This is a genomic window from Bacillus sp. HMF5848 (assembly GCF_003944835.1).
In the GTDB taxonomy this organism is placed as follows: Bacteria; Bacillota; Bacilli; order Bacillales; family HMF5848; genus HMF5848.
In genome coordinates this window covers 4,505,943-4,518,705 of the sequence record NZ_RWIV01000001.1, presented here as the reverse complement: position 1 = coordinate 4,518,705, position 12,763 = coordinate 4,505,943, and the positions used below count along the sequence as shown (strand labels likewise).

The window sequence follows — 12,763 nt, the reverse complement described above, 5'->3', positions numbered from 1 at the left end:
ACTTTGGTAAGTATCATTTGTTTCATCACCCATTTGCACAGGCTTTTTGACCGGTGTTTTTATACTAAAATCCTCTTCGTGAGGATCCTTTGGAATAATGAATTTAATAGTTAATTCTTCACCAGTAATGTCATATATGGTTTCTCCAATAATCTTTGAATACCGATTTTCTAACCAGTCTCGAGCAAATTCATTTGGAGCAGATATGATTAGTACATCATTTTGAAGAGCATGGGCTGTGGTTGCTTGCAACCATGTATCATAGCTAGGTTTGCTAACTTTTTTCTTTAGTCTTTTCAATGCTTCTTTCCATAAGTCAGCTATGTTTTCCATATTGATAGCCCCCTTTCCTTTAGCCGTCATTTATCTATATACGCAAGCATGTTTTAAGTTCACATAAGCATGTACAACAAATGCACAACTACCACAAGTACATTTGAATATTTATTCAAGCATATTCATGTGGGAAATTTGCTGTAAATAAGAAATTATAAAAAGGGGTAAAAAACAAAAAAATGCATACGTACCCAGATGTATTATTACATAAATTGGGGAAGTTTTCGACATAAATCATCACCTGTGGACAAGTTAAGCCACAGGTGTTAATATCATTATCCACATATTATCCACATTTTGTGGATATCTAATTTATCAACAACAATTGTACCACAGTGAAAACAAAATAATAATATCAAAAATTTCCTTATACTGCAATGGTATATAGTAATTTATCCACAGAAAAAACAGGTTGTGGACGAAAATTAATCCACAGGAATGGATTTGTGAAAAAAATGTCGATAAAGGTATGTAAAACATTTTTTGTCGAAAAAAATTATCCACAGAAGATACTTTTGGGAAAAAAGATACTATTTGGCTAGCAAGAGCGAGTTAATGCACTATATCTATAGTAGAGGTCTTCCAGGGATTGTGGATAACTTTATGTAGTGATGTAACCAACTTACGTCTACACATATTTTGACCAAAATGGAGGAAAATATTGAGGGATTCATTTAATTATATTGACATTTGCATAGGTGACTAACTATAATAAGTAAGACTGTCTTTTAGAAATTTAAAATAGCCTTTATGTATAAGGTCTATTGCTTAATCAAAAAATACTAATTGAGTCAGATTCGATCTATCTGATTAAGATAGTGATCCTCAAGGGAGGTGTCATACATGAAACGCACGTATCAACCAAATAAGCGAAAGCACAGCAAAGTACATGGCTTCCGTAAACGTATGAGCACAGCTAATGGACGTAAAGTTCTTGCTCGTCGTCGTCGTAAAGGAAGAAAAGTATTATCAGCATAGGCCACTGAATTTGTCTCAGTGGTCTTTTTTTTAGAAACAGTTATAAAAGCGTCATCATATAGTCAAATGTGTAGGGTTTGTGACAAGAAAAAATGGCAAAGCTAGCAAATAGCGAGTGATCATTGTTTTTTATGAGGTGTTTTTTTAGATGAAAAAAGCTTTGCGTTTAAAAAAAAATGAAGATTTTCAAGTAATGTTTCAAAAGGGCCGATCCATGGCGAATCGTCAATTTGTACTATATTATTTAAAAAAAGACGATGAGATATCATTCAGAGTTGGGCTGTCAGTCAGTAAAAAGCTTGGTAATGCTGTCACTCGTAATAGAATTAAACGTATGATTAGACGATTTTTTCAAGAGCATAAAGATATGCTGCCTACTGGGTATGATTATTTAGTGATTGCTCGGAAACCAGTTGCTGATATGAATTATAGTGAAGCAGAGCGTAGTTTAGGCCATGTTCTTTATAAAGCAGATTTAACAAATAAGCTTCTTTAAAAGAATAGACAAACTAACATATTTACGTGCTAAAATAAAGCTATGTGACTTTTATATAAATTACATATAGTCTGTTAGGAGGAATATCAAGTTGAAACGGCGAATACTGTTAGTAGCAGTTTTGGTGCTACTCGTGGCAATAATGACAGGTTGTTCAGAAATCAATCAACCTATTACGCCTGAAAGTGAAGGAGTTTGGAACGAATATTTTGTTTATCCATTATCATGGCTATTAATATTCTTTGCTGAACATTTACAAAATAGCTACGGATTATCAATTATCATTGTAACCATCATTATTAGAACAGCTATTTTACCATTAATGATAAAACAAACTCAAAATTCTAAGGCAATGCAAGCTATTCAACCAGAATTGCAGCAACTACGAGAGAAGTACAGTTCAAAAGATCAAAAAACACAACAAAAGCTACAGCAAGAAACAATGCAGCTTTTTCAAAAGCAAGGTGTCAATCCACTGGCAGGATGTTTCCCTTTATTAATTCAAATGCCAATTCTCTTTGGATTCTACCATGCAATCATGCGAACATTTGAAATTCGTGAGCACACGTTCTTATGGTTTGATTTAGGAAGTCCAGATCCATTCTTTATATTACCGTTAGTTGCTGGAATCACGACATTTATCCAACAAAAGGTTATGATGGCTGGAACCGACAATCAAAATCCACAAATGAAAATGATGCTTTATATTATGCCTGTTATGATTGTTGTCTTTGCTGTAACATTCCCAGCGGCACTTTCATTGTACTGGGTTGTAGGGAATATCTTTACAATTGGACAAACATTCTTTATTAAAGGACCACAGGTTAAACAAACGCAAACCGCAGGAGGCGCGAAAAAGTGAAGCAAATTACGGCTACCGGGACAACTGTAGAAGAAGCGGTCAGTCAAGCACTAGTCGAGCTCCAAACATCAGAAGACCGCATAGAAATTGAAGTTATTGATGAAGGAAAAAAGGGTTTGTTTGGACTTTTTGGTACGAAGCCAGCCATTGTTAAAGCAACATTAAAACCTGATCCTGTTGATGAAGCTATTGCCTTTTTAAAAAAGGTAACGAAGCAAATGGACGTTGATATCACAGTGGAGGTTAAGCGCGACGGTAAAAATGTCGAGCTTCAGTTATCAGGTGATAAAATTGCTATTTTAATTGGCAAAAGAGGACAAACTTTAAATGCACTGCAATATTTAGCTCAATTAGTAGCCAATCGTTATGCAAATCAATATATTAATATAATGATTGATGCAGAAAATTATCGTCAAAAACGTAAAGACACGTTAGAGCAATTGGCAGGTCGTTTAGCTGAAAAGGCTATGAGAACAGGCAGAGAAGTAACTCTTGAGCCTATGCCATCATATGAAAGAAAAATTATCCATGCAGCATTGTCTGAATATGAAAAAGTGCAAACAGCATCAAAAGGTACGGATCCAAATCGTCATATTGTGATTGTACCAAGAAGAAGATAGTCTCCACTCGGAGGCTATCTTTTTTTTTATGCGATATCAGAAAATATAAAATTCTGCACATAAATTATTATCTTGCTCCAGGTGCCAGCGGCTCGAGGGAAACAAAATCAATTTTTTCCGAGTGCAATGGTGCAATGGAGCGAAAATCAACACCGAGGTGTAACAGAGACAACCATGCAAATGAAAATTCGCACCATGGAGAATCAAAAAAGAGCACCCCATAGATAAGATATAAGAAGGAGCGGACATTCACGACACTCCTGCGGAGAAACAATCAAGCCAAGACCCCACATGGCGAAGCCCGAGGAGGCTTGGCTGATTGTCCGCGGAAAGGGAGTGAATGGGAGCGAATCGTAATTCACAATAAAGGTTATTTTCAGGGGAGCGTTCATTTAAAAAATCTAGATAACTTCTATTTTCAGCATCGACTTCAAAAACCTTTTACTATTACATTCCTCTAACCATTAAAAATTAGTCATGCTAAGATTTATCCACAAGTAAGTGCAATCTTTATTTTTAAAACGATTGTGGATACTTTAAGAGGTTTATGTTGTTATAAACATGTGGATAAGATAAAATGAGAAACGGTAGTTTTTAGTGATTCCACTTTGTTGATAAGTGGGAAGAGAGTGATAGTTTTCTTTCAAGATAATTAGGTAATACTAACATATATGATGTATGAATGTACGGAAACGTGAGGTAGGTGACAATAAGAATGTTTGAACAGGATACGATAGCAGCTATTTCAACGCCAATGGGTGAAGGGGCGATTGCGATAGTACGTATGAGCGGAGATGGCGCAATTCAGATTGCGAATCAAGTATTTCGTGCAAAATCAGGTCAAAAAGTTGTTGATATGGAATCTCATACCATTCACTATGGCCATATTATTGATAATAGAAGCGACGAAGTAGTTGATGAGGTAATGTTAACAGTATTAAAAGGACCACGAACATTTACAAGAGAAGATGTAATTGAAATAAATTGTCATGGCGGGTTAGTTGCTGTGAATAAAGTACTGCAATTTGTACTTGCTAATGGAGCAAGATTGGCAGAGCCGGGTGAATTTACTAAACGTGCATTTTTAAATGGACGTATAGATTTGTCGCAGGCTGAAGCGGTCATTGATGTTATTCGTGCAAAAACGGACCGAGCAATGAAGATGGCTGTAAAGCAGATGGAAGGGCGCCTTTCAATATTAATTCAGCGGTTACGTCAGGATATTCTAGAAACGTTAGCACAGGTTGAAGTAAATATTGATTATCCTGAATATGATGACGTTGAAGAAATGACTCATCAAATACTTATTGAAAAGGCAACGAAAATAAAAGCCGATATTGAACAGCTCCTTATTACATCAAATCAAGGGAAAATTTTAAGAGAAGGCCTTTCTACTGTTATAATTGGACGTCCTAATGTCGGTAAGTCATCTCTATTAAATAGTTTAGTTCAAGAAAATAAAGCAATTGTAACAGATATTCCAGGTACAACACGAGACGTAATTGAGGAATTTGTTAACGTAAAGGGTGTTCCACTACGTTTATTAGATACGGCTGGTATTCGTGAAACAGAGGATATAGTTGAAAGAATAGGTGTTGAACGGTCCAAGAAAGTTTTGCAAGAAGCTGATTTAATATTATTAGTTCTAAATTATAATGAACAATTATCAAAGGAAGATGAAACATTATTTGAGCTAGTAAAGGATATGGACTATATTGTAATAGTGAATAAAATTGACTTGCCAGCTAAGCTCGACCTTGATAGAGTAAGACATTTAACCGGCTCAAAACCAGTTGTTACAACATCTTTAAAAGAGGATAAAGGTGTAGAAGACCTTGAACAAGCCATTTCTTCATTATTTTTCTCTGGTTCATTAGAAGCCGGCGATTTAACGTATGTATCGAATACAAGGCATATTGCACTTTTACAACAAGCTGAAAAGGCAATTGATGATGTACTGGTGGCTATTGAAACAGGCGTACCTATTGATATAGTACAGATTGACTTAACTAGAACTTGGGAACTATTAGGTGAAATTATTGGGGAAGCTGTTCACGAAAGCTTGATTGATCAGCTATTCTCACAATTTTGTTTAGGGAAATAAATATAAAAAGGAGGGACCAGCATTGGGATACAATGGTGGAGAATATGATGTTATCGTTATTGGTGCAGGCCATGCGGGCTGTGAAGCAGGATTAGCTGCTGCACGTATCGGTGCGAAAACTTTAATGATAACAATTAATTTAGATATGGTTGCGTATATGCCATGTAATCCTTCTATCGGTGGTCCAGCAAAAGGAATTGTCGTCCGAGAGATTGATGCATTAGGCGGGGAAATGGGTAAAAATATTGATAAAACACACATTCAAATGAGAATGTTAAATACCGGTAAAGGGCCTGCGGTGCGCGCTTTACGAGCCCAAGCTGATAAATTTGCTTATCAACATGAATTGAAAAAAACACTAGAGCATGAAGAGAACTTAACACTTTTACAAGGTATGGTCGAGAAGTTAATTGTTGAGGATGATGTTTGTAAAGGTGTTATAACACGAACTGGTGCAGAGTATCATGCTAAATCTGTAGTAATAACGACAGGTACATTTTTACGTGGAGAGATAATTATTGGTGATTTAAAGTACTCAAGTGGACCTAATCACCAACAGCCATCCATTAAACTGTCTGAACACCTTGATGAATTAGGATTCCAGTTAGTTCGATTCAAAACAGGTACACCGCCTCGTGTGAACAGCCGAACAATTGATTATAGTAAAACGGAAATTCAACCTGGTGATGATATACCAAGGGCATTTTCATATGAAACGGTGAAGTATATTACTGATCAATTGCCTTGCTGGTTAACATATACGAACGAGCATACACATACGATTATTGATGAAAATCTGCATCGATCACCGATGTATTCAGGTATGATAAAAGGTACTGGTCCACGTTATTGTCCATCTATTGAGGATAAAATTGTTCGTTTTAATGATAAGCCTCGTCACCAAATCTTTTTAGAGCCAGAAGGCAGACATACTGAAGAGGTATATGTACAAGGTCTATCGACAAGCTTGCCGGAGGATGTTCAACTTAAATTATTAGCTACCATTCCTGGTTTGGAAAAGGCTGAGTTAATGCGTGCAGGATATGCTATTGAATATGATGCTATCGTTCCAACACAGTTGTGGCCAACACTTGAAACGAAAAGACTTCCTGGCTTATATACTGCAGGCCAAATTAATGGTACTAGTGGGTATGAAGAAGCTGCAGGGCAAGGTGTTATTGCCGGTATTAACGCCGCATTAAAAGCACTTGATAGAGAAGAACTTATATTAAGTCGGTCAGATGCCTACATCGGTGTACTCATTGACGATCTTGTAACAAAGGGCACAAGTGAGCCATACAGATTATTAACTTCTAGGGCGGAGTATCGTTTATTATTGCGTCATGATAACGCGGACTTACGCTTAACTGAAATTGGGCATCGTATTGGTTTAATTAGCGAACAAAGATATGAAGCATTTGTTGAAAAGAAGCAACGTATTGAAGATGAAATTGCTCGCTTAAGATCAATCATTATTAAACCGAATGAAACAGTGCAAGCATTAATTCGTGAGCTAGGTGGTAGTGAATTAAAGGACGGAATCCGTGCTGCCGACTTATTAAAACGTCCTGAAGTCACATACAAACATATTCATATGCTTACACCATCTGATATACAGTTATCGGATGATGTGAAGGAACAAGTAGAGATTCAAATTAAATATGAAGGCTATATAGAAAAGTCTCTTCAGCAGGTAGAGCGTCTTAAGAAAATGGAAGATAAAAAGATACCAGATAATATTGATTATGATGCCATTCACGGTTTAGCAAATGAAGCGAGACAAAAGCTTAAAGAGGTCCGTCCCTTATCTGTCGCGCAAGCATCTCGTATATCAGGAGTTAATCCAGCAGATGTGTCAATTTTATTAGTGTATTTAGAACAAGGTAAAATTGCAAAGCTACCATCTTAGGCTAGAAAGGATTTCTAATGAATATTGAACAATTTCAAACAAGCTTAGCTGATAAAGGCATACAATTATCAGAGCTTCAAATACAACAATTTGAGTTGTATTTCAAGGAGCTAGTTGAGTGGAATGAAAAAATGAATCTAACTGCTATTACAGATAAAGAACAGGTGTATTTAAAGCATTTTTATGATTCAATATCAGCTGCTTTTTATGTGGATTTTTCAAAACCAATGACAATTTGTGATGTAGGTGCAGGAGCGGGATTTCCAAGCATACCTTTGAAAATTTGTTTTCCGCACTTACATGTATCCATTGTTGACTCGTTACAAAAGAGAATCACATTTTTAAACCATTTAGCTTCATCATTGCAGCTAGAAGGGGTTGCCTTTTATCATGATCGAGCAGAAACATTTGCTCGCAAGGAGGGCATACGAGAAAATTATGATATTGTCATGGCGAGGGCTGTTGCAAGGCTTTCTGTTTTATCAGAACTTTGCATACCTCTTGCAAAAACAGGAGGTCAATTTATTGCTATGAAAGGTGCAGCAGCTAATACAGAACTTGAAGCTGCAACGACTGCAATAAAAGTACTTGGAGGAGAAGTTACTTCAACTTATACCTTCTCCCTTCCTATGGAAGAAAGTGAAAGAAGCATTATTATAATTGATAAAAAGAGAAAGACACCAAAGCAGTACCCAAGAAAGCCAGGAACACCAAATAAACAGCCAATCGAATAATTTCCTAAAAAGTGTCGTGATAGTTCTATCCGGCACTTTTTATATTTTTTCACAGTACTTTTTCATTGGTTTGCTGTATAATAGAAAGTAGGCTTTTGACTGTAATTATGACGCGGTTTATACAATCCGTTGTCTATTCAGCTACTTTGCTACATAACAGGTGATAGATTATGAGTAAATGTTTCACGTGAAACATATTTTCATAGTAAACTAGCCTATACGTAAATTAAAATTTCCTTTATATTAGTAACAGGAAGTTCTGTCTTATAAAAGGTGGTGCTAATGAATGAAACCTTCTTTCACTAGATTTTTCGGTATGAGTGAAAAGGAAGAAACAGAAAAAGTTGAGATAACAAAAAATGAAGAAATCAGACAATTACCTGTTTTAAGTATTGTTCCAAACCGATTTCAACCAAGAACAGTTTTTGCTGAAGATAAAATTCGTGAGCTAGCATCAACAATTGAAACACATGGTATTATCCAACCTATTGTTGTACGAGAGTATGAAACAAATAAGTACGAGATTATTGCTGGAGAGAGACGTTGGCGTGCCGTACAATGGTTAGGGTGGAAAACTATCCCTTCCATTATTAAAGAAATGAGTGATACAGAGACAGCTTCTGTTGCTCTAATTGAAAATCTACAAAGAGAAGAGCTTTCAGCTATTGAAGAGGCTGTTGCTTATCAAAAACTATTAGAATTACATCAACTCACCCAAGAAACTCTTGCGCAGCGTCTAGGAAAAGGCCAATCAACGATTGCTAATAAGCTTAGACTGCTTAAATTGCCTCAAGAAGTCCAGCAGGCATTGCTAGATAAAAAAATTTCAGAGCGACATGCAAGAGCATTACTGTCAATTAAAGAAGAAGTTGTTCAGTGCAAGCTATTAGAAGAAATCATGACTAAAGAGTTAAATGTAAAGCAGACGGAAGAGTTAATCCAAAAAATGCTAGAAGAAAAAAGGGATAACAAGCCTAAGCCACAGCGAAAAGCATTTAGTCGTGATATGCGCATCGCAATGAACACAATTCGTCAATCACTATCAATGGTCAAGGATAGTGGGATTACACTCGATTCAGAAGAGGAAGAACATGATGACTATTATCAATTCACAATAAAAATACCGAAAAAGTAGCCTCATCAAATTAACCTTTGATGAGGAATTTTTTGGCTAACAAATAATTGTGTGGTCCTCTTATACACATTTCGTGTACATATTACTAGTAATAAATAACTGTTATTATATTTTTCTTTTAAAATAACAAACAATTACTTTTTTTTCGTGATAGAATATGAGTAGTAAAAAAATGATATTTGTTTTAAGAATAATATAGAAGTTGAAAGGTAAGGTAGGTGACATCGTGGGAAAAATCATCGCGATAGCCAATCAAAAAGGTGGCGTTGGCAAAACAACGACTAGCGTCAACTTGAGTGCTTGTTTAGCATATATAGGTAAAAAAGTACTCCTTGTTGATATAGATCCGCAAGGAAATGCTACAAGTGGTGTTGGTGTAGAAAAATCAGAGGTTTCTCAATGTATATATGATGTACTTGTTGAAGATGAAGATGCAAAAAGCGCTCTTATGGAAACAGCGGTTGAAAGTTTACATGCAATTCCAGCTACTATTCAGTTAGCTGGTGCAGAAATAGAACTCGTACCAACTATTTCACGTGAAGTACGTTTGAAAAGGGCTCTTGAGCCTCTTAAACAAGAATATGATTATATTATCATTGATTGTCCTCCTTCATTAGGATTACTAACAATTAATGCACTAACAGCTGCTGATACAGTTCTTATTCCTGTTCAATGTGAGTACTATGCCCTTGAAGGGTTGAGCCAGCTTCTTAATACAGTACGGCTTGTGCAAAAACACCTAAATCAACATCTTATGATTGAGGGTGTTTTATTGACAATGCATGATGCGCGTACTAATTTAGGTATTCAAGTCATTGAAGAAGTGAAAAAATATTTCCAAGACAAAGTATACCAAACAATCATTCCAAGGAATATACGTTTAAGTGAGGCACCAAGTCATGGACAACCCATTATTATCTATGATCCGAAATCAAAAGGTGCAGAGGTTTACTTAGACTTGGCAAAGGAAGTGGTTGTGAATGGCTAAAGGATTAGGAAAGGGTATTAATGCATTATTTACAGGGCTTGAGGTTGGCAAAGAAGAGATTGTTCAAGAAATAAAAATTAATGATTTACGTCCCAATCCATACCAACCGAGAAAACACTTTGATAGTGCTGCAATTAATGAGCTCAAAGAATCGATTCTACAGCACGGGATCTTACAACCACTCATAGTTCGCCGTACAATAAAAGGATTTGAAATTGTTGTTGGAGAAAGACGTTATCGTGCTGCAAAAGAAGCGAAATTAATGACTGTTCCTGTTGTTATTCGTGAGTTAAGCGAACAACAAATGATGGAATTAGCTTTGCTAGAAAACTTGCAACGAGAAGACTTGTCACCTATTGAGGAAGCGACTGCGTATCAATCGCTTATGAAACATTTGAAAGTCACACAAGAAGAACTAGCGAAGCGTCTTGGGAAAAGTCGTCCACATGTTGCAAACCATTTACGTTTACTATCCTTGCCTAGTGATGTCCAAAATTTAATTTCTGATGGTAAATTATCAATGGGTCATGGTCGTACATTGTTAGGTTTAAAGAAGAAGGATTTAATAAATAGTGTCGTAGAGAAAGTGATAAAAGAACAGTTAAATGTTCGTCAGTTAGAAGAATTAGTTCAAAAATTAAATGAAAATGTTCCACGTGAAACATCTAAACCAAAAAAGGAGAAAGATGTCTTCATAAAAGAACATGAACATGTGTTACGGGAACGCTTTGGTACTTCTGTTACAATTAAACAGAATAAAAAACGAGGCAAGATTGAAATTGATTTCTTCTCTCCCGAAGATTTAGATAGAATACTAGAGTTACTAGAAGGTATTGATACGGAAAGAAATTGGTCATAAACCAATTTCTTTTTTTTATTGATAAAGTATCCTTGGCTAAAAAAAAGATTAGTATATGTAGCAGAGTTAAAATATAACTTTAATTTGATGAATATGAAGATAGTTTAAAATATTTTGACAAGATAGTGTGCTTTACCATACAATTTGTTCATTATAACTATTTAAGGAGATACATATGGTTCTAACAGGTACTATTGTAAATGGTGTATGTATTGCAGCCGGAACTTTATTAGGAAAACTGTTACATCGCATACCAGAAAAAGTTAAGACAACGGTTATGCAGGGGATTTCACTTGCAGTTATTGTATTAGGTCTGCAAATGGCTTTTAAGACAGAACAATTACTTATTGTAATTTTTAGTTTAGTAATTGGGTCAGTATTGGGTGAATGGTGGAAGCTAGATGATAACTTAAATGCTTTAGGCCACTGGATTGAACGAAAAGTAGGTTCGAAAAATGAGGGGAATGTAGCTAAAGGCTTTGTTACAGCGACTTTGATTTTTGTCATTGGTGCTATGGCTATAATCGGTGCTTTGGATAGTGGTTTACGTGCTGATCATAGGGTTCTTTATACAAAGTCTATTTTGGATGGATTTACGAGTCTAATATTAGCCTCAACATTAGGAATTGGGGTAATGTTTTCTGCCATTCCTGTAATGCTTTACCAAGGTTCTATTGCCCTTTTTGCCACACAAATCGAGAGATTTATTCCAGAAGCATTGTTAGACATTATGATTGTTGAAATGACAGCAACAGGCGGCGTTCTAATAACAGCTATTGGTATTAACTTACTTGGTTTAATGCATATACGTGTCGCAAATATGCTTCCAGCTATTTTAGTAGCAGTCATTCTGGCAACAGGTACGTATCTATGGCAACAATATGACATAATAAAGCTTTTCTTACAATAATGTAGGAAAAGCTTTATTACATTTAGAAAGTAAATATCGTCTAAATCCATAACAGTTTTTGTAGCTCCATCCATTCTAATTGGAAATGTTAATTTGTTCTTCTTCTTCTTCGCTTACAAGAACACCGCTGAAAGCTTAAATTTTACGATAGAAAAATAACGTAACTTTTTCTTACTTAAGTGCTTGATGAGAAATGTCTAAGCTTTGACGTCTGCCTTTTGCAATAGCTGCATGGTAAATCCCTTGTGAGATTGTGTCAGCCATTTTCATAACAAGATGTAAACGTGTGTTTTGTAATACAAAAAACTCCATAAATCCACTTACGTTGACAATTCCCGTGATATGAGCATCCCCAACAGCAGGTAACTCCTTATTTACGCCCGCACCTGGTTTGACTGGTCCTTCGCCAATTGATATAACTCCCACACTATTTAACCTACCTAAACAAGCATCAATTCCGATAATGAAAGGATTATAGTGCTTCGTTTTAATTTGTAAAAGCTGTTCTTCCATGTTAACTGCATGTATAGGCTCGGCTAATGTCCCATATATATGGAATAAAGGAGTTTTTCTTTCAAGCAGCTTAGTTCCGATGAGCGGACCAAGAGAATCACCTGTGGATCGATCTGTACCAATACAAACAATTGCTACAGGTCTAGTCACTGAAGTAGGTAATAGTTGTTGTAGCTTTGTACTTATTTGGTGAAAAGCACCTGCCTCATCATGACTAATACGGGTATTTCCACCTTTCTTTTCAAAGAAATTTGCTTTTAGATTCATAGGTTCCACTCCTAGGCAATAGTAGTAACAGTATACGGAAAAAAATGGGATT

The 12,763-nt window shown here is 35.9% G+C and carries 13 protein-coding genes; 11 read left to right on the top strand and 2 right to left on the bottom strand.

Annotation, left to right across the window (positions count from 1 at the left end):
- A partial coding sequence (locus EJF36_RS21185) for a DnaA N-terminal domain-containing protein (RefSeq protein ID WP_312028280.1) occupies positions 1-333 on the bottom strand: 333 nt, incomplete at its 3' end.
- Positions 334-1,179: 846 nt separating this feature from the next.
- Between EJF36_RS21185 and rpmH the strand changes: the two genes are divergently transcribed.
- From rpmH to EJF36_RS21130, 11 genes are all read left to right on the top strand, one after another.
- The gene (gene rpmH / locus EJF36_RS21180) at positions 1,180-1,314 is read left to right on the top strand and encodes a 50S ribosomal protein L34 (protein ID WP_038538161.1); all 135 of its coding nucleotides are present in this window, start codon (positions 1,180-1,182) and stop codon (positions 1,312-1,314) included.
- A gap of 148 nt (positions 1,315-1,462) precedes the next feature.
- A complete protein-coding gene (gene rnpA / locus EJF36_RS21175; RefSeq protein WP_125908206.1) occupies positions 1,463-1,810 on the top strand; it encodes a ribonuclease P protein component in 348 nt (115 codons plus the stop codon).
- A gap of 91 nt (positions 1,811-1,901) precedes the next feature.
- On the top strand, positions 1,902-2,672 hold the full coding sequence (gene spoIIIJ / locus EJF36_RS21170) for a YidC family membrane integrase SpoIIIJ (protein ID WP_125908205.1): 771 nt from the start codon (positions 1,902-1,904) through the stop codon (positions 2,670-2,672).
- Positions 2,669-3,292, top strand: coding sequence for an RNA-binding cell elongation regulator Jag/EloR (gene jag / locus EJF36_RS21165; protein ID WP_125908204.1), 624 nt, complete (start codon positions 2,669-2,671; stop codon positions 3,290-3,292). Before spoIIIJ ends, jag begins: the two co-directional genes overlap by 4 nt.
- Positions 3,293-4,007: 715 nt before the next feature.
- Positions 4,008-5,396, top strand: a complete 1,389-nt coding sequence (gene mnmE, locus EJF36_RS21160) for a tRNA uridine-5-carboxymethylaminomethyl(34) synthesis GTPase MnmE (RefSeq protein WP_125908203.1) — start codon at positions 4,008-4,010, stop codon at positions 5,394-5,396.
- A 22-nt stretch (positions 5,397-5,418) separates the two neighbouring features.
- Positions 5,419-7,305 (top strand): tRNA uridine-5-carboxymethylaminomethyl(34) synthesis enzyme MnmG, encoded by a 1,887-nt coding sequence (gene mnmG, locus EJF36_RS21155; protein WP_125908202.1) that lies wholly within the window; start codon positions 5,419-5,421, stop codon positions 7,303-7,305.
- A gap of 17 nt (positions 7,306-7,322) precedes the next feature.
- Positions 7,323-8,039, top strand: a complete 717-nt coding sequence (gene rsmG, locus EJF36_RS21150; RefSeq protein ID WP_125908201.1) for a 16S rRNA (guanine(527)-N(7))-methyltransferase RsmG — start codon at positions 7,323-7,325, stop codon at positions 8,037-8,039.
- A gap of 286 nt (positions 8,040-8,325) precedes the next feature.
- Entirely contained in the window at positions 8,326-9,174 is an 849-nt protein-coding gene (gene noc, locus EJF36_RS21145; RefSeq protein ID WP_125908200.1) for a nucleoid occlusion protein, read from the top strand.
- A gap of 226 nt (positions 9,175-9,400) precedes the next feature.
- On the top strand, positions 9,401-10,162 hold the full coding sequence (locus tag EJF36_RS21140) for a ParA family protein (protein WP_125908199.1): 762 nt from the start codon (positions 9,401-9,403) through the stop codon (positions 10,160-10,162).
- A complete protein-coding gene (locus EJF36_RS21135; RefSeq protein WP_125908198.1) occupies positions 10,155-11,021 on the top strand; it encodes a ParB/RepB/Spo0J family partition protein in 867 nt (288 codons plus the stop codon). The genes EJF36_RS21140 and EJF36_RS21135 overlap by 8 nt, the downstream gene beginning before the upstream one ends.
- Positions 11,022-11,196: 175 nt before the next feature.
- Positions 11,197-11,931 carry a DUF554 domain-containing protein gene (locus EJF36_RS21130; protein WP_125908197.1) on the top strand — a complete coding sequence of 245 codons (735 nt, stop codon included), beginning with the start codon at positions 11,197-11,199 and terminating at the stop codon, positions 11,929-11,931.
- A gap of 171 nt (positions 11,932-12,102) precedes the next feature.
- Here the strand turns inward: EJF36_RS21130 and yyaC are convergent, their stop codons facing one another.
- The gene (gene yyaC, locus EJF36_RS21125) at positions 12,103-12,711 is read right to left on the bottom strand and encodes a spore protease YyaC (protein WP_125908196.1); all 609 of its coding nucleotides are present in this window, start codon (positions 12,709-12,711) and stop codon (positions 12,103-12,105) included.
- Positions 12,712-12,763: the final 52 nt, after the last annotated feature.

Excerpts from the sequence above, each read along its gene's own strand:
- rpmH (WP_038538161.1), top strand. The coding sequence starts at position 1,180 with ATGAAACGCACGTATCAACCAAATAAGCGAAAGCACAGCAAAGTACAT.
- rnpA (WP_125908206.1), top strand. The coding sequence starts at position 1,463 with ATGAAAAAAGCTTTGCGTTTAAAAAAAAATGAAGATTTTCAAGTAATG.
- mnmE (WP_125908203.1), top strand. The coding sequence starts at position 4,008 with ATGTTTGAACAGGATACGATAGCAGCTATTTCAACGCCAATGGGTGAA.
- rsmG (WP_125908201.1), top strand. The coding sequence starts at position 7,323 with ATGAATATTGAACAATTTCAAACAAGCTTAGCTGATAAAGGCATACAA.
- noc (WP_125908200.1), top strand. The coding sequence starts at position 8,326 with ATGAAACCTTCTTTCACTAGATTTTTCGGTATGAGTGAAAAGGAAGAA.
- EJF36_RS21135 (WP_125908198.1), top strand. The coding sequence starts at position 10,155 with ATGGCTAAAGGATTAGGAAAGGGTATTAATGCATTATTTACAGGGCTT.
- EJF36_RS21130 (WP_125908197.1), top strand. The coding sequence starts at position 11,197 with ATGGTTCTAACAGGTACTATTGTAAATGGTGTATGTATTGCAGCCGGA.
- yyaC (WP_125908196.1), bottom strand. The coding sequence starts at position 12,711 with ATGAATCTAAAAGCAAATTTCTTTGAAAAGAAAGGTGGAAATACCCGT.